The organism is Sodalis praecaptivus, from assembly GCF_000517425.1.
Classification (GTDB): domain Bacteria; phylum Pseudomonadota; class Gammaproteobacteria; order Enterobacterales; family Enterobacteriaceae; genus Sodalis_A; species Sodalis_A praecaptivus.
Genome location: NZ_CP006569.1, coordinates 804,371 through 824,245, shown reverse-complemented (window position 1 = coordinate 824,245; position 19,875 = coordinate 804,371). Strand labels below are relative to the sequence as shown.

Annotated in this window: 17 protein-coding genes, 1 tRNA gene and 2 pseudogenes; 11 read left to right on the top strand and 9 right to left on the bottom strand. The window is 56.8% G+C overall.

Translation table 11 applies throughout. From position 1 onward, the window contains the following. Positions 1-84 precede the first annotated feature (84 nt). From rhaT to SANT_RS03745, 3 genes are all read right to left on the bottom strand, one after another. Entirely contained in the window at positions 85-1,119 is a 1,035-nt protein-coding gene (rhaT, locus tag SANT_RS03755; RefSeq protein ID WP_025420967.1) for an L-rhamnose/proton symporter RhaT, read from the bottom strand. 257 nt (positions 1,120-1,376) lie between these two features. After that, the gene (locus SANT_RS03750; protein ID WP_025420966.1) at positions 1,377-1,673 is read right to left on the bottom strand and encodes a hypothetical protein; all 297 of its coding nucleotides are present in this window, start codon (positions 1,671-1,673) and stop codon (positions 1,377-1,379) included. Positions 1,674-1,918: 245 nt separating this feature from the next. After that, on the bottom strand, positions 1,919-2,881 hold the full coding sequence (locus SANT_RS03745) for a type IV pilus twitching motility protein PilT (RefSeq protein ID WP_038668180.1): 963 nt from the start codon (positions 2,879-2,881) through the stop codon (positions 1,919-1,921). 16 nt (positions 2,882-2,897) lie between these two features. Here SANT_RS03745 and SANT_RS03740 point away from each other — a divergent pair, with 16 nt between their 5' ends. Genes SANT_RS03740 through hemW form a run of 6 tightly spaced genes read left to right on the top strand, consistent with a single transcriptional unit; the run spans position 2,898 to position 7,123 of the window. Further along, a complete protein-coding gene (locus tag SANT_RS03740; RefSeq protein WP_038668177.1) occupies positions 2,898-3,593 on the top strand; it encodes a YggS family pyridoxal phosphate-dependent enzyme in 696 nt (231 codons plus the stop codon). 38 nt (positions 3,594-3,631) lie between these two features. Continuing rightward, positions 3,632-4,453, top strand: a complete 822-nt coding sequence (proC, locus tag SANT_RS03735) for a pyrroline-5-carboxylate reductase (RefSeq protein ID WP_025420965.1) — start codon at positions 3,632-3,634, stop codon at positions 4,451-4,453. A gap of 52 nt (positions 4,454-4,505) precedes the next feature. Next, complete coding sequence (locus tag SANT_RS03730; protein ID WP_038668174.1) at positions 4,506-5,045, top strand: YggT family protein; 540 nt, start codon at positions 4,506-4,508, stop codon at positions 5,043-5,045. Positions 5,046-5,050: 5 nt separating this feature from the next. After that, the gene (gene yggU / locus SANT_RS03725; RefSeq protein ID WP_025420964.1) at positions 5,051-5,347 is read left to right on the top strand and encodes a DUF167 family protein YggU; all 297 of its coding nucleotides are present in this window, start codon (positions 5,051-5,053) and stop codon (positions 5,345-5,347) included. Between the two features lie 59 nt (positions 5,348-5,406). Beyond that, positions 5,407-6,000 carry an RdgB/HAM1 family non-canonical purine NTP pyrophosphatase gene (rdgB, locus tag SANT_RS03720; RefSeq protein ID WP_025420963.1) on the top strand — a complete coding sequence of 198 codons (594 nt, stop codon included), beginning with the start codon at positions 5,407-5,409 and terminating at the stop codon, positions 5,998-6,000. Further along, positions 5,993-7,123 (top strand): radical SAM family heme chaperone HemW, encoded by a 1,131-nt coding sequence (gene hemW / locus SANT_RS03715; protein WP_025420962.1) that lies wholly within the window; start codon positions 5,993-5,995, stop codon positions 7,121-7,123. Before rdgB ends, hemW begins: the two co-directional genes overlap by 8 nt. A 197-nt stretch (positions 7,124-7,320) precedes the next feature. Here hemW and SANT_RS03710 read toward each other — a convergent pair whose 3' ends face one another. Both SANT_RS03710 and trmB read right to left on the bottom strand, forming a co-directional pair. Then, complete coding sequence (locus SANT_RS03710; protein WP_025420961.1) at positions 7,321-8,034, bottom strand: DUF2884 domain-containing protein; 714 nt, start codon at positions 8,032-8,034, stop codon at positions 7,321-7,323. A gap of 56 nt (positions 8,035-8,090) precedes the next feature. Then, on the bottom strand, positions 8,091-8,810 hold the full coding sequence (trmB, locus tag SANT_RS03705) for a tRNA (guanosine(46)-N7)-methyltransferase TrmB (protein ID WP_025420960.1): 720 nt from the start codon (positions 8,808-8,810) through the stop codon (positions 8,091-8,093). 168 nt (positions 8,811-8,978) lie between these two features. Here trmB and mutY point away from each other — a divergent pair, with 168 nt between their 5' ends. The 3 genes from mutY to mltC are packed head-to-tail and all read left to right on the top strand — an operon-like array spanning position 8,979 to position 11,473. Continuing rightward, positions 8,979-10,070, top strand: coding sequence for an A/G-specific adenine glycosylase (mutY, locus tag SANT_RS03700; RefSeq protein ID WP_025420959.1), 1,092 nt, complete (start codon positions 8,979-8,981; stop codon positions 10,068-10,070). Next, complete coding sequence (locus SANT_RS03695) at positions 10,070-10,342, top strand: oxidative damage protection protein (RefSeq protein ID WP_025246773.1); 273 nt, start codon at positions 10,070-10,072, stop codon at positions 10,340-10,342. The genes mutY and SANT_RS03695 overlap by 1 nt, the downstream gene beginning before the upstream one ends. A gap of 57 nt (positions 10,343-10,399) precedes the next feature. Next, the gene (gene mltC, locus SANT_RS03690; RefSeq protein WP_025420958.1) at positions 10,400-11,473 is read left to right on the top strand and encodes a membrane-bound lytic murein transglycosylase MltC; all 1,074 of its coding nucleotides are present in this window, start codon (positions 10,400-10,402) and stop codon (positions 11,471-11,473) included. Positions 11,474-11,720: 247 nt separating this feature from the next. On the opposite strand, the gene SANT_RS03685 is transcribed toward mltC, so the two are convergent. Continuing rightward, the gene (locus SANT_RS03685) at positions 11,721-13,883 is read right to left on the bottom strand and encodes an ornithine decarboxylase (protein WP_025420957.1); all 2,163 of its coding nucleotides are present in this window, start codon (positions 13,881-13,883) and stop codon (positions 11,721-11,723) included. Positions 13,884-14,538: 655 nt separating this feature from the next. Between SANT_RS03685 and SANT_RS03675 the strand changes: the two genes are divergently transcribed. After that, positions 14,539-14,614: transfer RNA gene (locus SANT_RS03675), tRNA-Phe, on the top strand. Between the two features lie 576 nt (positions 14,615-15,190). Here SANT_RS03675 and SANT_RS24855 read toward each other — a convergent pair. Further along, positions 15,191-15,355: pseudogene (locus SANT_RS24855) on the bottom strand (IS3 family transposase); the annotation flags it as partial. A gap of 1,410 nt (positions 15,356-16,765) precedes the next feature. On the opposite strand from SANT_RS24855, the pseudogene SANT_RS24665 reads away from it, so the two are divergent. Continuing rightward, positions 16,766-16,986: pseudogene (locus SANT_RS24665) on the top strand (helix-turn-helix domain-containing protein); the annotation flags it as partial. A 375-nt stretch (positions 16,987-17,361) separates the two neighbouring features. Here SANT_RS24665 and SANT_RS03665 read toward each other — a convergent pair. Together SANT_RS03665 and SANT_RS03660 are read right to left on the bottom strand one after the other, a co-directional pair. Continuing rightward, on the bottom strand, positions 17,362-18,537 hold the full coding sequence (locus tag SANT_RS03665; protein WP_025420954.1) for an SIS domain-containing protein: 1,176 nt from the start codon (positions 18,535-18,537) through the stop codon (positions 17,362-17,364). Positions 18,538-18,548: 11 nt separating this feature from the next. Next, entirely contained in the window at positions 18,549-19,829 is a 1,281-nt protein-coding gene (locus SANT_RS03660) for a D-tagatose-bisphosphate aldolase, class II, non-catalytic subunit (protein ID WP_025420953.1), read from the bottom strand. Between the last annotated feature and the right edge of the window lie 46 nt (positions 19,830-19,875).

Below are 19,875 nucleotides of genomic sequence, written 5' to 3'. Positions count from 1 at the left end.
TCCACTCTCTGATTTCACCTGCCTTCTTCTTTCCGCCGATCGGGCCGCGAGACGGTCAGCCGACCGCCGTTTACCCCGCGGAGCTCAGGAGGCCATCCCCAAGCCTACGATATTGGCGGCCAGGATAATCACCAGCGCGCCGATACATAACCAGCTTACGGGTTTTTTGCCAACGCCCAGCCACTCTCTCAGCACCAGTCCGACGATGCTGCCGCACAGCACATAGCTGCTCATATGCAGCATCCAGCTAACGAACGCGTACTGGGATGGAATATTGGCATGGCCCCAGGCGTAGAAAAAGAATTGCAGATACCACATGACGCCGGCAAGAATTGAAAACAGCGCATTGGCTATCAGCAGCGATTTCCCGACCGAGAGATCGGCCTTCAGGGAGATTTCCCGGCGCGTAGCGAGCCGGATAAAGCAGTAGCCCAGGTTGACAATAGCGCCGCCGCCCATAATTACCACATAGCTGGGCAGCGCAACGTAAAGCGGGCTAATTCCGGCGTTTTTCGCCGCTTCATGCATCGGTACCGCCGCGTCCATAGCAAACGACATGCCCGCCGAGAAGAAGCCGCAAACGATCGCCAGCAATAACCCTTTCTTCAGGTTGAATTCTTCCGCCCGGATCCCCTGGGCCCGTTCTTTTAACAGGCCGGCATAGCTGACAATACCCACCCCGATGACCGCCACCAGCACCCCGACCAGGGTAATCCGTCCGCCGGTGGTGTTGAGCAGAACGCCGAATTTCCCCTGGAGGAGAGGCGTTAATAATGTGCCGACAATAAGCGTAATACCGATGGCAATACCGATTCCCATCGACATCCCCAGGTAGCGCATCGTCAAGCCGTAGTTAATATTGCCGACACCCCACATCGCGCCGAACAGGAAGACCGGCAGCAGCGTACCCCAGGGAAAACTGCGGTAGTAGGCCCAGAAGTCCGGTAGCAGCATCCAACTGATGACCCAGGGCAGAATGACCCAGGAGAAGAAACCGCCAAGGGACCACATGGTTTCCCAGCTCCAGTGACGAACTTTTTTGAACGGGGCATAAAAACAGGCGGCGCTGGCGGCGCCGATGAAATGCCAGAAGATCCCCAGCACGATAGAACTACCCATGGACAAGCTCCTGTCTGCAAAGTGAGATCGCCGCCGGCGTCGAACTGCGAGGAAGCGGTGATGGAGGAATACGGTCAATAAACGCGGAGGTCAGTGTAGGGATCTTGCCGGGCGTAACGCCTTCGGATCATTGCCATCTTTTTTGCCAGTGTGGCAATATCAGCAACCTGATAGTGAGCGCGGTCACAAACGGATAACATCATGGCGGGCGTAAATTACGGCGGCTAACCTGAATGGCCGCCGCCGGTGGAGAACGTTTAATCCTTTTGGATTAACAGTTCAAAATACAGATTGGTGACGTCCGGATCGTCATCAGGTCCGCCCTGCTCGGTCACCGAGACCATTTTCCAGCCGTCCTGTGCCAGCGCCGGAATGGTTTTGCTGCCAATGTCAGGGCAATTAAACACCGTGCTGTCGGATAATTCATGACTGCCGGGGCCTTTGCTTAAATCGATTTTTACGGTGGTTGAATGGCAAACATGGGCCTGGCCGGCAACGCCGGCGAACGGCGCCACCAAACACGCCGCGGCTAAAAGCATTTGCTTGATTTTCATCTAGTTGTCTTTCCTTGTAGTGAAGCACGATACCGCCGCCCGCTCCTTCGGCGCGGGTCAGCGCCGAGGAACAGCAGCAGCATACGAGACGGCATGACAAGAGGCAAAACAATCCGTGGCCAAAGTGATGTTCACGTAGCAATAAATCGCTGCCCGGTGCCCAGCGTCACGACGCCGGGAGCGCGTTGCGTCATGCCCACGAGGGCGCAAGAAAAGCGGTACGTATGCAGCAATGTCGCGTTTTTTCAGGACGCAGCGGGCGAATGCCGGCTTCCCGAACGCCGACAGCCCATCTGTAGCCCCGGCAGCAGATGGGTTTTCCCTTCGCGGATGAGGTGACGCACCGCGGGCGTCATGGTCAACAGTTCAAAGAGCCCCATCCGCCCGCCCGCGGGGCGCCTGACCAATTGCTGCGCCATCACCCCCAGCAGGCTGCCGGCGAGCAGCGCGCGGGCGAAACTCTGCTGCGCGGCGGGAAAGGCGTCCACCAGCCTGTCGACCGCCTGGCTGGCGCTGCGGGCGTGCAGCGTACACAGCAGAAGATGGCCGGTTTCCGCGGCGGTAAGCGCCAGGGCAATAGTGGCGCAATCGCGCAGCTCGCCAAGCAGGATAACGTCGGGATCCTCGCGCAGGGCGGCGCGCAGCCCCGCGCGGAACCCGCTGCAGTGACGCCCTATTTCCCGCTGATGGATAAGACAATGCCTTGAGGCATGCAGATGCTCAATAGGATCCTCGAGGGTAATGATGTGCAGCGCCCGGCTGTCGTTGAGCTCATTGACCATCGCCGCCAGCGAACTCGATTTCCCGCTGCCCGCCGGCCCGGTCACCAGCACCAGCCCCCGCGGCTGCGCCAGCAGCTCCCCCGCTGCCGCCGGCAGCCCCAGCTCCGCCATGCGCGGCGGCCGGGAAGGGATAAGACGCAGGCTTAAGGCCAGGCCGCCCTGCTGCAAAAAGAAGTGGGCGCGCACCCGCTGGCCGCCGGTTAGCGTCAGGGCCGCGTCCCCCTGACCGCCGCGCGCCAGCAGGTCTTGCTGGCGCGCGTCAAGATAGCGCCGGGCGCAGCCGGCGATGTCGCTCTCTGCCAAGGCCGGCGTCTCCAGCGGCCGCAGCAGGCCATCCACGCGAATTATCGGCGGCTGACCGGGACAAAGGTGCAGATCGGAGGCATTATGCTTTACACTATGGCCCACCAGTTTATCCAATTCCATATGACCTCCTGAAACCATGAGCACTATCGAGCAGAATCTACAGCGCGTTCATCAGCAAATCCGCACGGCTGCGCAGGATTGCGGCCGCGATCCCCGGCAGATAACCTTGCTCGCCGTCAGTAAAACCAAACCTGTGACGGCGATCGAAGCCGCCATCGCAGCCGGTCAGCGGGCCTTTGGGGAAAATTATGTGCAAGAGGGCGTGGAAAAAATAGGCTGGTTCCGGGAGCGGTCTGAGGGCACGGGGCTGATTTGGCACTTTATCGGTCCGCTACAGTCCAATAAAAGCCGTCTGGTTGCGGAAAATTTCGATTGGTGCCATACCCTGGATCGCCCGCAGTTGGCCAGGCGGCTAAACGATCAGCGGCCGGCGCAACGCGCGCCGCTCAATGTGCTAATCCAAATCAACATCAGTGACGAACCGACGAAAGCCGGTATCGCGCCCGAGGACATGTTGTCCCTTGCGGCGCTCATCGCGGAGTGTCCACATCTGCGGTTGCGCGGTTTGATGGCGATCCCGGCGCCGGAGAGCGACTTCCAGCGGCAATTGGCGGTGTTTAAGCGCATGTCCGACTTGTATGAAGCCATACAACGCGTTCACCCCGGCGTCGACACGCTATCGCTGGGCATGACGGACGATATGCCTGCGGCTATCGCCGCCGGCAGTACGCTGGTGCGTATCGGCACCGCCATTTTCGGCGCCAGAGACTAGGGTTACGCATCTCCCTAAACAGCTTAACGAGGAACTGCATGCAACAGCGTAAAATCACCTTTATCGGCGCTGGTAATATGGCGCAGGCCATCATCGCCGGTCTGGTGGATAACGGCTATCCCGCGCATTTGATCACGGTTTGCGCTCCCTCCGCCACGCATCGCGACGCGTTGGCCGAGCGTTACGGCGTACAAAGCAGCGGCGATAATCTGCGCGGCGCGCGCGAGGCGGATGTGATGGTACTGGCGGTGAAGCCGCAGCTTATCGCCCAGGTCTGCGAATCGCTGCGCCCAGAGGTAGATTTTTCCGGCAAACTGGTGCTTTCTATTGCCGCAGGTGTTACCGTGAGCCGGTTTTATGCGCTGCTGGGCGAAGATATCGCCATTGTGCGGGTGATGCCCAACACGCCCTGTCTCGTGGGCAAAGGGATGAGCGGCCTGTACGCACCCCCACAGACTCGCGAGGAGGACAGAACCTTCAGCGCTCAATTAATGGGCGCGGTGGGGAAACTGTGTTGGCTGGAGCAGGAAAGCGATATTAACGGCGTTATCGCCGCCGCCGGCAGCGCGCCGGCCTATTTTTTCCTGTTTATGGAAGCCATGCAGCAGCAGGCACAGGCGCTGGGTTTCGATGAAACCACTGCCCGTACCCTGGTGCTGCAGGCCGCCGCCGGCGCCGCCGCGCTGGCCGCGGACGCGGGCGATACCCCTTTCGCCACCCTGCGGCAAAACGTGACCTCGAAAGGGGGCACCACCGCCGCGGCGCTCCAGGTCTTTGCGCAGCAGGAGCTGCCCCGCACCGTCGCCAGCGCGATGCAGGCGGCGGTCGCGCGCGCCGAAGAGATGGAAAAATTATTCTGATGATTGTCGCCGACGCGGCGCTTGTTAACCTGATTAAGGACATTTACCTCTTATGCCGACGGCTTTGTTCAAAACGCTAATCGATCTTTATATTATGGTGCTGCTGCTGCGCATTTGGATGCAGTGGACGCGCTGCGATTTCTATAATCCGTTTTCGCAACTGATTGTCAAAATCACCCAGCCGGTGATCGGGCCGCTGCGCCGAGTTATTCCCGCCCTCGGGCCGCTGGACAGCGCCTCGCTGTTGCTGGCGTTAATTTTGGCGATGATCAAATTCCCGCTGCTGATGCTCATCGAGGTGCACGTGCTGATCCTCGATCCCATTTTTTTGCTGGTCGGCCTGCTGGCGCTACTGAAAGCAGCCGGCGAACTGGTGTTCTGGGTGGTGATTATCCGTTCCTTGCTCAGTTGGGTCAGCCAAGGCCGCAGCCCGATGGATGTGGTGCTTTATCAATTAACTGAACCGCTAATGTATCCGATTCGCCGCTTTCTGCCGGCTATGGGCGGCATCGATTTCTCGGCAATGGTGGTAATCCTCATCCTTTATGCCTTGAATTATCTTGGTATGAGTCTGTTCCCGGGAATTTGGTAACGCCTATGATCGGCGTTTGGCACGAGGGCGATACGCTGGTGCTGCGGCTCTATATCCAGCCCAGGGCCAGCAACGACCATATCGCCGGCGCCCACGGCGATGAAATCAAGGTCGCCATCACGGCGCCGCCGGTGGACGGCCAGGCGAACAGCCATTTGATTCGTTTCCTAGCGAAGGAATTTGGCGTGGCGAAAAGCCGCGTGATACTTGAGAAAGGGGAATTGGGGCGCCATAAACAGATCCGGATCGACCAGCCCCGGCAAATTCCCGAACCCATCGCACGTCTATTGGACGCTGCCTGAGCCCCCTTAATCATTGCCCGCGGCTCGCCGCGCGGCACACGATAATGATGGTTATTCCTATGCAAAAAGTAGTATTGGCCACCGGCAACGCCGGTAAAGTGCGCGAGCTTGCCGGCGCGCTGGCGGATTTCGGTATGGCGATAGTGGCGCAGAGTGAGCTGGGCGTGGCGTCGGTGGAGGAAACCGGCCTGACGTTTATTGAGAACGCGCTTATCAAGGCCCGGCACGCGGCGCGGGTTACCGGTCTGCCGGCCATCGCCGACGATTCAGGCTTAGCGGTGGATGCGCTCGCCGGCGCGCCGGGCATCTATTCGGCTCGTTATGCCGGCGAAGACGCCAGCGACCGGCAGAATGTGGATAAGTTGCTGGCGGCGCTGGCCTCGGTGCCGGACGGTCAGCGTGGCGCCCAATTTCACTGTGTCCTGGTTTATCTGCGCCATGCCGACGATCCAACACCGCTGGTATGTCACGGCAGTTGGTCCGGCGAGATTGCGCGCCAGCCGTCCGGCGCCGGCGGTTTCGGCTACGATCCCGTTTTCCTGCTGACTGAGCAAGGCCGCACCGCCGCCGACCTTAACGCGGAAGAAAAGCAGGCGCTCTCCCACCGCGGTCAGGCGCTGGCCTGCCTGCTGGACGCCCTGCGCCATGGCTAATTTACCGCCGCTCAGCCTGTATCTGCATATTCCCTGGTGCGTGCAAAAATGCCCTTACTGCGATTTCAATTCCCATACGCTGAAGGGTGAAGTGCCGCACCAAGACTATGTCGATCACCTGCTGGCGGATTTGAGTCATGACCTACCGCTGACGTCGGGCCGCGCCGTCAATACCCTGTTCATCGGCGGCGGCACCCCCAGCCTGCTTTCGTCCAGCGCCATGCGGTCGCTGCTCGACGGCGTGCGCCAGCGGCTGCCGCTGGCCCCGGACGCCGAAATTACCATGGAAGCCAATCCGGGAACCGTCGAGGCGGATCGTTTCGCGGCTTATCAGCAAGCGGGTATCAATCGCATTTCCATTGGGGTACAGAGCTTCGAGGCGGAGAAGCTCGCCCGTCTCGGCCGTATTCATGGCGCAGAGGAGGCCCGGCGCGCGGCGCGGTTGGCGGCCTCGCTCGGCCTGCGCAGTTTTAATCTTGACTTGATGCATGGCCTGCCGGACCAGTCGCTTGCGGGCGCGCTTGATGATTTGGCCCAGGCCATCGCCCTGGCGCCGCCGCATTTGTCCTGGTATCAATTGACCATCGAGCCGAATACGTTATTTGGCTCGCGGCCGCCGACGCTGCCGGATGATGATGCGCTTTGGGACATTTACCAGCACGGCGACAAGCTGCTCACCGCGGCGGGTTACCGCCAGTATGAAACCTCCGCCTACGCCCAGCCCGGCTTTCAATGCCGTCATAATCTCAACTATTGGCGCTTTGGCGATTATCTTGGCATCGGCTGCGGCGCCCACGGCAAGCTGACCCAGCCGGACGGCACGGTTTTGCGCACGGTGAAAACCCGCCATCCGCGCGGTTATATGCAGGGCAATTATCTGGCAAAACGCTATCCGGTCGCGCCGGCTGATTTGCCGTTTGAATATTTCATGAACCGTTTCCGACTGTTGGAAGCGGCGCCGCGCGTGGAATTCACCTCTTTTACCGGGCTGGCGGAAACCACGGTGCGCCCCGCGCTGGATCAGGCGCTGGCCGGCGGGTACATCAGCGAAAGCGATAGTCATTGGCAGGTCACGGACAAAGGAAAGCTGTTTCTCAACTCCCTGCTCGAGCTGTTTATGTAAGATCGCGACGCTGGTGCAGGCGCAAGCCGCGGTAAACGCGTTGCCCCTTATCATAGTGCCTATCGCCGTCAGGGCGCGCGACCAGGCTAGTCGTCTGTTCCTCTCCCTGTCCGCTCCAAGCCCCGCAGCTCTCGGCGGCGCCTAAGGCGTTAGCCGCGCTACGGCAAGGTTCACCTTTACCGCTGCACCGGCTCAGATCAGGGCAGCGCCTCCACCAGCGTCTGGCGCTGCTGCTCAAGGTCGGTTACCCGCTGGCACACTTGCCGTCCGAACTGTTGAAAATCCTGCTCTTGATTATTCCATTCGGTCTGTAGCGCCTGCTGCAGGCCGCCCAGGCTGCCCATCACCGACTGCAATGGATTACTGCCGTTAACCGCCTGGCGCACGCCCAGCTCATTAAGGCTGTCCTGCACCACGCCGCCCATGCTCTGTTCCACGATTTGCCGGCCGTCCTGCTCGACCTGGCTAATGGCCTGATGATGGAAAGTGAGCCCGTCGCTGCGGTGTTCGATAATGCGGTTCATTTGCTGTTTCAGCTGGCCATCCAACGTCGTGAGCCGATTGCGCACGTTACTGTCGCGGCCGAGCTGCTGCACGATAATCTTATCCAGCGCCTGGCGCCCTTTTTCCAGATGGGCGCGGGCGCCCTCGTCAATCCAGGGTAAATCCCGCCGCAGAGCGCTTTGATAAGCCTGGGCCTGCTGGCGCTGCCCGGCGTCAAGAGGCACCGGCGTACCGTTACGCTGCACCTCCCCCGCCGGGGTGATGGTCAACGTGCCGCTTTGGCCTATCACCTGTACCGTCTGCGGGGCAATGATGATATCGTCCTGGGGTTTGACCGGGCATTGATAATCCGCCTGCGCCTGCCAGGCGGTCATCAGCAATAATCCGAGCATTGCTTTGCGCAACATACCTTCTCCTGATATTGACCTGCGTGAAGAAAACCAGAATTGCTCCTGCCTGTTGCTCAGACCCCTTTTTCAAACATTAAATCCCAAACGCCATGGCCCAACCGCTGACCGCGCTGTTCAAACTTGGTCAACGGGCGGCTCGCCGGCCGCGGCACATAGTCTCCGGCGGAGGAAAGGTTACGGAAAGCATCGGCAGCCGACATCACCGCCAGCATATGTTCGGCATAAGGTTGCCAGTCGGTCGCCATATGGAACACCCCGCCGGCGGCGAGTTTGCGCCCGACCAGCTCGACAAACGGCGCCTGTATAATACGGCGTTTATTGTGTCGCGCTTTATGCCAGGGATCAGGGAAAAACAGCTGCACCAGCGCCAAAGACGCCTCCGGGATCATCTGCTCCAGCACTTCCACCGCATCATGACACATCACGCGCAAATTACTGACGCCGGCTTCCTGCGCGCTGGCAAGGCAGGCGCCGACGCCCGGCAAGTGGACCTCAATACCGATGAAATTCTGCTCGGGATGCGCCGCCGCCATGGTCACCAAGGACGCCCCCATGCCAAAACCGATTTCCAGCGTCACCGGCGCCGCGCGGCCGAACAACGCTTCAAGATCGAGCGGCTGCGCCTGATAGTCGGTTCCCATCGCCGGCCATAGCGTATCCAGCGCATGCTGCTGCCCCTTGGTCAGCCGGCCCTGGCGCCGGACGAAACTGCGGATCCGCCGCAGCGCGCGTCCCTGCTCATCGAATTCGGGGGAGATGACATTGTTGCTCATAAAATTCCGCAATGTGAAAAGGGTTGGCAAACGCGCATTATGCAAAGATAGCGCTGTTTAGCAAGCGCGCAACAGAGGAAAGTTCCTGTTTACAGCCTGTGCGCACTATGCTGCAATCGCGCATTAGGATAACGACGCGGATCTTCGCCCACAGGTAATGGTTTCCCAATGACGCAAGCGCCACCGTTCGCGCAACTCGTGCTGGACTGGTACCAGCGGTTCGGCCGCAAAACGCTGCCCTGGCAGTTGGAAAAAACGCCGTACAAAGTCTGGTTATCGGAAGTCATGCTGCAACAAACGCAGGTGATGACCGTCATCCCCTATTTTCAACGCTTCATGGCCAAATTCCCTACCGTCGGCCAACTCGCTGCGGCGCCGTTAGACGAGGTGTTGCATTTGTGGACCGGCCTCGGCTATTACGCCCGCGCGCGCAATTTGCATAAAGCGGCCAAGCTCATTAGCGAGCGCCACGGCGGCGAATTTCCTGAAGACTTTGACGCCATCTGCGCCCTGCCCGGGATTGGCCGCTCCACCGCGGGCGCCATATTGTCGTTAGCGCTGGACAGGCACTATCCTATTCTTGACGGCAACGTGAAACGGGTACTCGCCCGCTACTACGCCGTTGCCGGCTGGCCCGGGAAAAAAGAGGTGGAACAGCGGCTGTGGCGGCACAGCGAGCAAGTTACGCCGGCGCGGGGCGTGGCGCAATTCAATCAGGCCATGATGGATTTGGGCGCGATGGTATGCACCCGCTCGCGGCCGAAATGCGAACTCTGCCCGCTGCACCGGGGTTGCCAGGCCTACGCCTCCCATAGCTGGGCCAGCTATCCCGGCAAAAAACCGAAGCAGACCTTGCCGGAAAAAACCGCCTGGTTTCTGCTGCTACAGGACGGCAACCGCGTGTGGCTTGAGCAGCGCCCGGCGGTGGGCCTCTGGGGCGGGCTGTTTTGTTTTCCGCAGTTTGCCGACCCGCAGGCATTGTCGCTCTGGCTGTCTCAGCGCGGTTTGCCTAACGGCCAATGTGAACAACTGACGGCGTTCCGTCATACCTTCAGCCATTTCCATTTGGATATCGTACCGATGTGGCAAAAGGTTGGCACGATTCAACGCTGCATGGATGAAGGCAGCGGACTCTGGTATAACTTAGCCCAGCCGCCGGCGGTCGGACTGGCGGCGCCGGTCGAGCGCTTGCTATTGCAATTGAGCCAGCCTCGACAGACTACCTTATTGCCCGCGGCTGCCAACAAAGAGGAACAATGATGAGCAGAACGATTTACTGTACTTTTCTCAAGCGTGAAGCCGAAGGGCAGGATTATCAAATTTATCCGGGTGAACTGGGTAAGCGCATTTATGACTCGATTTCTAAAGAAGCCTGGTCGCAGTGGCAGACCAAGCAAACGATGCTGATTAACGAAAAGAAACTCAGCATGATGAACGTCGCCGATCGTAAAGTGTTGGAGCAGGAGATGATCAATTTCCTGTTTGAAGGTCAGGATGTGCATATCCAGGGGTATACCCCGCCGAGCGAATAACGCCTTTTCGGGGCGCATTGAGCCCCGGAAATCTCCAGTCCTGACACGGCCCGTAACATGAAGAAAATATTACCTTTAGTGATCATTGCCCCGTTATTGATCTCCTGTTCCAGCAGTAAAAACAATGCCGAAAATGAAGCCTATATAAAAGACACCAACGGTTTCGATATTTTGATGGGCCAGTTTGCCCATAACATTGAAAATCTCTGGGGGCTGAATGAAGTTCTGATTGCCGGGCCGAAAGACTACGTCAAATACACCGATCAGTACGAAACCCGCAGCCATATCAACTTTGATGCCGGTACCATTACCGTCGAAACCATCGCGGGCGATAATCCGAGCGCGCATCTGCGTCAGGCGATTATCAGCACCCTGTTAATGGGTAACGATCCCGGCAATATCGATCTTTATTCGGATGCGGACGATATTCCCATCAGCAAAGAGCCTTTCCTCTATGGGCAGGTGCTGGATAATAACGGCGAACCGATTCGCTGGGAGTGGCGCGCCGCCCATTTCGCCGATTATCTGCTGCAGACCCGTTTGCAAACCCGCACCACCGGCCTGCGGCAAATATGGTCCATCACTATCCAACTGGTGCCGAACCATGTGGACAAACGCGCCCATAAATACCTGGGCATGGTGCGCAAAGCCTCGCAGCAATACGGCGTCGATCAGTCACTGATCCTGGCGATTATGCAGACGGAATCGAGCTTCAACCCTTATGCGGTGAGCCACGCCGACGCCTTGGGCCTGATGCAGGTGGTGCAGCACAGCGCCGGACGCGACGTGTTCAAAATGAAGGGCAAATGGGGCCAGCCGAGCCGCAGCTATCTATTCGATCCGGAAAACAATATCGATACCGGCACCGCCTATCTGGCGATGCTGCAAAACAGCTATTTGGGCGGGATTGTTAATCCAACGTCGCGGCGCTATGCGGTGATCACCGCCTATAACGGCGGCGCCGGCAGTGTGCTACGGGTTTTCTCACGCGACCAGAACCGGGCGTTCCAGATAATCAACGGCATGCAGCCGGACGAGGTTTATCAAACGTTGTCCACGCAGCATCCGTCGGCGGAATCGCGCCGCTACCTGTATAAAGTGAATAATCTGCAGAAAAACTACCGGCGCTGACGGCGGTAGACGGCATCGGCGCGCGGCGCGCTGATGTCGCCATCTCAACGCCATAAGGATCAACGCGTAGGAGCGATCCGCGGCCAGGGCCGGCACAGTTGCCGGCTATTGCGCATCGCGCGCGGGTGTCGCCACCTCAATGCCTTAAGGCCTACCGCGCAGGCGGGATCCGCGGCCAAGGGCGCGAGCGTTGCGGCAATCACGCGCACCGTTGCCTCAGCCGGTTACGGTAGAGAAACCAGCCCCCTCACCGGCAGACCACATGGCCATACAGCCGCCGGGTGCCGCATGCGTCCTGCTGGATATAGACCCCCTGCAACTCCGGCTGGAAGCCCGGCAATTGGTTCAGTCCCTCCTCCAGCGCCAAGAAATAACGCCAGGCCGGCCCGCCCCATACCTCGCCAGGCACCACGCACAGCACCCCTGGCGGATAAGGCAACGCGCCTTCGGCGGCGATACGTCCCTCCGCCTGGGACAGGGGAAGCAGCTCTATCTCGCCGCGCACAAAGGCCATATTGGCCTCCTGCGGATTCATCGCCATACGCGGCAAATAACACTGGCGGAACATCTCACGCTGCAATTGCTTGGCGTCAAAACTGACATACAAGTCATGCATTTCCTGACACAACCGGCGCAGGGTGTAGCCTTGATAGCGCCCGGGATATTTCTCGCAAATACTGGGCAAGACCGTTTCCAGCGGCGCATCTTCCTCGATGTAGCGCTCAAACTGCACCAGCGCGTCCACCAGCCGGCGCATCTTCACCGCATCCTCGGCGGGGGTGAGCAGGAACAGGATGGAATTGAGATCGCATTTCTCCGGCACAATGCCGTTCTCACGCAAATAGGTCGCCAAAATCGTGGCCGGAATACCGAACGCAGTATAGCGGCCGCTGACGGCATCGATTCCCGGCGTGGTCAGCAGCAGTTTACAGGGGTCGACAAAGTACTGATCGCGGGTATAACCGTCGAAGCCATGCCAGCGCTCGCCGGGCACGAAATTGAAAAAACGCTTCTCATGGGCCATGTCCTCGGTGGCATGATCCTGCCAAAGCCGGCCATCCACGCGGTCCGGCACGAACGGCCTGACGAGGCGGCACTCCGCCAGCAAAAGCTTGCGGGTTTCAATACCCAGTTTGACGCAGTCCATCCACATCCGGCGGCCGCTGGACCCTTCGTGGATCTTGGCGTTGATCTCAAGGGCCGCGAATAACGGATAAAACGGACTGGTGGAGGCATGCAGCATATAGGCATTGTTGAAACGCTTATGATTGCAAAACCGCTTTTGCCCTTTAATGTGGGTGTCTTTTTTGTGAATTTGCGAGGTTTGCGAAAAACCCGCCTGCTGTTTGTGTACCGATTGGGTGACGAAGATCCCCGGATCGTTTTCATTCAACGTCAGCAACAGCGGTGAACATTGCTCCATCATGGGAATAAATTGTTCATACCCCACCCAGGCGGAATCGAACAAAATGTAATCGCACAGATGGCCGATTTTATCCACCACTTGCCGGGCGTTATAAATAGTGCCGTCATAGGTGCCTAGTTGAATAACCGCCAACCGGAACGGCCTTTCGTCGGCCGCCCGCTGCGGCGCGACCTCTGCCACCCGCTGGCGCAGGTAGGCGTCATCAAAACAGCGGGCATCGATACCGCCAATCAAACCGAAGGGATTGCGCGCCGTTTCCAGATACACCGGCGTTGCCCCGGCCTGCAGCAGCGCGCCATGATGCACCGACTTGTGATTATTACGGTCGAAAAGCACCAAATCGCCGCGGGTCAGCAAGGCATTGGTCACGACTTTATTAGCCGAAGAGGTTCCGTTAAGCACAAAGTAGGTTTTATCGGCGTTGAACACCTTGGCGGCAAATTTTTGCGCTTCTTTCGCCGAGCCCTCATGAATGAGCAGATCGCCGAGTTTAACGTCGGCATTGCACATATCCGCCCGGAATACATTCTCGCCGAAGAAATCAAAAAACGCCCGGCCGGCGGGGTGCTTGCGAAAGAATTGGCCGCCCTGATGACCCGGGCAGGCAAAGGTGCTGTTGCCCATGGCGACATAGCGCGTCAGCGTATCAAAAAACGGCGGCAGCAGCGCCTGTTGGTAACTCTCCGCCGCGGCTTCCAATTGTGCGGCCGCAGCATGGGGCGCCGCGTCATCGAGCCACAGCACGTCGGCGCCCGCCGGCAGCGCGACGGCGTCCTCCCGGCATGCGGCGTCAACGCCGACGAAGGCCGGAATGGCAAAACCGGTATGGCGCAGCACGGCCAGCATGCCCGAACGGGCATCCTCTACGGAAATCACCAGCGCGGCGACATCCGTAAAATCAGTCTGATCCAGCGGCACAAGCGCGCGCTCGGTGTGCAGACGGTGGGCCAGCGCCGTGCTGGCGGCTATTTTCAATAAAGTCATATCACCGATGCCCTGAGGTAAGGATGAGTCGATGTGCCAGAGCACACAATGGGAGAGCAAACGCCTCCCGCACCCGATGCCGGCCGTTCTTTCCCCGCATGGGAAAGCGCAACATAATGGAAAGCCTGGGAATCAGCAGCAGCCAATAGACATCAGTAAAAGCAGAGCCGGACGTCTGATTTTACTAATGCCTAACAGTGAGCCGGCGTGCCCTCACCGCATGGTGATAGCGAACGAATACGCGCGAAAGAGAAAATGCGGGCAGGATATCCGCGTCACCGGACAAAGCTGCCCCGTGACCAGACGCGGCGACAGTGCTGGATGCATAGCGGCGGTCTCCTGTGATCTTCTGCGTAATAAGAAGTGATTAAAAATTTGCGCAATAATTGCATGTTTTCCCATCGGGTTCAAGCAAAAAACCCCACGTCGCTATAATCATGGATTTGATTAATATTATGATAATTAAGAATAAAATTATAAATAGTCAAATTATGAAATAACTTAATGGCCAGCGGGCACGTCGCCGGCACCCAGGCCCGGCAGGCACTCGCGCGCCACGGATGCGCTCTCGGCTGCCTGAAAAGGCAGCAAACGCGCCGCGCGGGCAAATTAGGCGTTGACGCCATGCGGTCAATACGGTTTAATGCGCCCCGTTGCCCGGATAGCTCAGTCGGTAGAGCAGGGGATTGAAAATCCCCGTGTCCTTGGTTCGATTCCGAGTCCGGGCACCATTTCTTCTTTTTTTATGCGTTCTCATAAATCATCATATCATTGATATTCAATGGGTTAGCATAAAACACTTTCCGATGCGTTTCGATTTATCCTTCGGTATCCGGAAAATGTAGGGTCGAATTGTGAACCATTCAGTTCGATGAATGGAGTGACCCGCACATGGCTTTGACTGACAGTAAAATCCGCGCTGCAAAATTCTACAAACTCACCGATGCACACGTAGTGACTCTTGATCTATAACGGCGGCATTCTCAACAGCTGAAAAGTGCCTAAATTGCTCGAGGCGATTCATATCGAAAAAATGCCGGACCACCGTCGTTTTTTTTTTGAAATGCTAAAGCAAAGGATTCCGCCGAACTAGCAAAATCACGGAAGCGGGTGATCGGCAACTTTCAAGAATGTTGGCATCCTTCATCATTTTTTATGCTGCATTTCCCGCGCTTTTTCTGGTTTGTCCGGGTTCAACATCACCCCCCCCAACATGTTGCCATTAACGACAATGTTTTGACCACCGTTCCGGGTTGGCCCTTTGGGCTGCTACCTGTAAGGTTTTCGGTTGGCCATTAGGCAATGTCCTACCCCTTATGACGTTGTTCCGGCGTCACAAAGCCGATAGCGCCGTGCCGTTGTTCGTCGTTGTACCACCGGCTAAAACCTTTAACCCACCTTCTTGCCTTATTCAGGACAACGAAGCCCAATGACGGCCGCGCCGGAACATGTTTCAGCTTCCTGAACAGCGATTCTACATACGGGTGGTAGTTACTGACAAATTAAGAATGTTTTTCGCAAAGAATACCTCAAATGCCGCGAAAATGAGCGGACATTAAGACGCTAAATAGGGGATAACGGAAAAGACCGTACCCCAAAGGGGCCTCTAATTCACGATGTTGACACTCACCAATATCGATTACTTTTGTCACGGCTTCCCGACTATCATATAATAAACATCATTCTGTTTAACGTAATTCATAAATAATTCGGTTAAGTTATTGCATATAATTATTTAGTAAATTGTATTTTTCAATCATTCAAAGTATATTAATGTCAGACCTGAACTACATAGCATGGTGAATTATGGAATTTAATATCATAACCCCTTTAACATATGTACTTATAGCTTTATTTATCGATCTAACGAATAATAGAGCAAGGAAGCAAGAATTTTACACAATAATATTCGGCCCCTTCCTGGCCAATATTTATATTTATTTATGTGAAAGAGGGTTCAGTTTTGATAATATCTCTAGGGGCGAAGTATATAGCTTTATATACTCTTCGTTCATCACCATGATAAGCGCAATATTTATATTATTGATATATCGATTCATTAAAAAAAGGAATTAATCTATGTTTAGATGTACATCAGGTTCTGAGAATAAACAAATGGCATGCTCTATAGGACGTGACATGGCAATGGGAGCCGTAGGGGGAGCGGCAAAAGCTGGCCTCCCTGGGGCAATGTTTGGCGCCGGAGGCGCGGCAGTTCAAAATGTGGCGCTTCGACTGATAGATCACGGGCCAGTCAATGTCCGCATGCCTCAGATTCCGATGAATCCTTCCCACATAGGTAACAGCGGTAATAACAGCGGTAATAACAGCGGTGCGATGCCAAAATTTCCGATGGATCCCTCATGGAGGAGCCAGAGTAAGTAGAGTACTTTCAATATAATATTTATCAGATAGGGTAATTAATTTTCTTTTTTTGAGGCCAATTGAAATGTTTTCTTCACTTAATCTTGCGTTAAGCACAGTACGCCAATAATCGTTCAACTTAACCATTTCGTTGGTCTTAATTCTTTTCACAAAAAATCAGGCAACCTAAAACGCAATAAATTGGCAATATATATGCAGCAAACGTTTATCATACTTTCATAATTAAACCATACCCAATCCATTATGTTTTCGCATAATTATTCGTGTGACTTTTTACGGCGCAGTTCTGACAAGACAATCGCTATATTTTATTTTACTAGCGGACTCGTTTCTAAAACAGGACATAGACTTGTTAATGAATAGCTGTGTGGAATAAGCGTTACAACGAAAGAACTCAGCCATGAGTGCGATCTATTCAACCGCGGCATATCCCAAATCACCAACCGGACTGAGCGATGACGATCCTAGCACCAATACCTGGTACCGAATGACGCCTGATGAAAAAAACTGCCCATAAAACGCGTGATAAACATCATGCCCGCAGAATTATTGCCATGCTGATGTTGCATGTGGGGACCGTGTCAGCGATGTTGCCAGAACGCTCTGCTGCGCTCGTTCATCTGTCGGTCGCTGGATATACGGGTTTCCCCTTAAGGGCATCGACGGTTTGAAATCGCTTTCAGCCGGACGCGGACGATATTGGCCCTTCGAGCATATTTTAGTCTCTTCCGAATTTAGTCATACCGCTAAATCGCTTTTATTAACAATATCATCTTAATAGAAAATCGAATGTTACCGAGTCCAAGCACCCTTTCCACTTATTCGTTTCTCATCTTGCACAGCAATAAAACGTTCAACGCTGTAACACCTTTCTGCTTATTCCGTCGCCACTACGCTTAACCCAAATGTTTTCTCCCGCTTCAGGGCCTCCTGACGAAATACGGCTTCACGCCTTTTGGCATTTCATAAGCCGATGCCGTTTTTGGCAACACCCTTTGCACCGCTTTGCGGTTAGGACCGTTGCGCACCGGCACGGCGAAGCTCGACCGCTGCGCCTGCCCTAACGCCCCAGGATACGACAGCGCAGGCGGGATTAATCTTCTGCGCCGACGACATGGTCAGCCGAAAAAGGATAAATGGTGACGCCTTTGACTACCCGATTAACTTCCCCCTGCGGACTGGGGTTATCCGGCGTCATCTCATGCGCCAGCGAGGTTTCAAAAGCCAGCATCTGCAAAAACAGCAGATACGGAAACATCAACCACAAAGGATGGGGGGTATCGTACAGGGCCAGCGCCTGCGGCTCCTGGCGTTGACTCAATACCACGACCCGCTGGGCGCGTCCGTCACGCTGTAGTTCGCGCCATAAATCCTGTTCATACCGGCGCGCGTATTCTTCGGGGGAGGACATCAGGATCACCAATGTCTTGTCGTCTATCATGAATTTGGGACCATGGCGCAGGCCCAGCGGGGTATCAAAACGCGTCGCCACCTGGCCCGCCGTCAGTTCCAGCATTTTCAACGCCCCCTCTTCGGCGATACCGGCGAATTCGCCGCTGCCCAGGGTGATGTAACGCTGAAAGCCACTGCGCGCCAACGCTTTTACCTGTTGCTGCAACGAGGTACGTAGCGTACGGCAGCGCGCGGTCATGCCGTGCAGTTCCTCGCGCCATGCCGGCCGCCGCATTCCGCCGAGCACTAAAGCGCCGGCCAGCAGCATGCAGCTAAAACTGGATGTCATAGCAAAGCTTTGATCATGACTGCCTTCGGGCATGGTTAACATTAACGCCCGTTGCGTATTCCGTTGCGCGTAACGCCCTAACTGACTGTCGGGGTTACAGGCAATAATGAGATGATGGCAGTCAGGGACCATCTGAGATGCCAGCTCTACGGCGGCGACGCTTTCCGGGCTGTCGCCGGAGCGGCCAAACGAGATAAGCAAAGTTGGACGGGTCGTATCGAGGTACTTATGCGGCGTGGCCACGATATCCGTGGTGCCCCAGGCATGCACATCATAACCGGACTGCTCACGAAGCCATGGCGCTAAAGCCCGGCCGACAAAAGCCGAGCTGCCCGCGCCGCTGAGAATGATGCGTAGCCCGGGTTGGGCAAGCAGCGGAGTGAGGAAAGCCTGCCAAATCGGCTGCGTCAGGGCCAGTTCATCACCCAAAGCCTCCCACAAATCCGGCTGCTGCCAAATCTCCATCGCCGTGAATCGGGCCTTGTGCTGCGTTAACCAGTTGTCATCATAATCGAGAAAATTATCCATCGGTTTACTCCTTAGTGCTCCGACCGGCAGGCTTGAGCGTAATCACACAGAACCCTATCGATAGCGTGATAGACCCACTCTTGCGGGTCGGACGACAGCGCGCCGGCCAGACACAAACGCGCCTGCTCCGGCAGATACTGGCTCAGTAAACCCAACGGGGCCGGGCGATGACGCAGGTTGGCTATCAGTCGGTCAACCGCCTGTTCAATCTCGTGCTGCGGCCAGTAATAACGCACCCGATCGCTCAAACTGTATTGACGCAACAGCTGCTGTTGCCGCGCGTCGCCATGATAATAACGTTGCCACATTGCCGGCTGTCGGCACATGACATCGTCCAGTCGCGCCATCAACCCGGAGCGGGCTGGCTCGTCGGTCCACGCCATCTCGATATGCGCCAGCGCGAACAGCGCCTCGCGCAAGGCAAAGGTCAGCGCGGGGCCAACTTTGAGGATGGCGAAATGATCCCGCACCAATTGCCGCAGCGCATCCGCAGTTTGATAATCGGTAGAGTGCGCCTCAAACACCAAACCGGGCTGATGTTCAATGTACTGGCTTAACGGCGCAGCCGACGCCGCAAGATAATGCACCACGCTTTGATGATCGAATTCCACCCCCGGTTGTACCACCAGCGCAATAACCCTGGCCCAGACGGTATCCAGCCCGGCTTGGCGCCAAGCGTCGCGATGCGCCGCCAGGGTGGCGGCCGCCGCCTGCGTCGTCGTAGGCGGCACATCGTGCAACGTCTCCTGCGCCCCGCCCGGCACCGGGACTTCAGTACCAATCACATACACCGGCGCTTCCCCGCCTGCCGTCCGCCAGGCCGCTTCGGCAATTGCACAGAGCCTCGCCGCCCGGCGCGCGACCTCGTCATCCCCCAGCGGGTTGGGGTCGTCAGCACAGGACATCGAGCAATCAAGATGGATTTTGCGAAAGCCGGCCTGCACATACTCGGCAATCATCTGTTCCGCCAGGATCATGGCTTCCTCCACGGGTCGGTCCTGCCAGGCGTTGGGGCCCAGATGATCGCCGCCCAGCCAGACGTTCTCACGCGGTAAGCCGTTGTTGGCGGCCATCTGCCAAACCCGATCGCGAAAATCCGCCGGTCGCAGCCCGGTGTAACCGCCGAATTGGTTCACCTGATTTGAGGTGGCCTCGATCAACACCGTCGTTTGCGCTGTCGCCGCATGACGGACGGCAGCGTCGAGCACCCAGGGATGCGCGGAGCAAACGGAAAACACACCGACCGACTCGCCGGCTTTATGCCTTTTGATCAGGTTTAGCAACGCTTGCATGGTTTAGGTTCTCTCTCGCAAAACTCAACGCCGCGACACAAGCGCC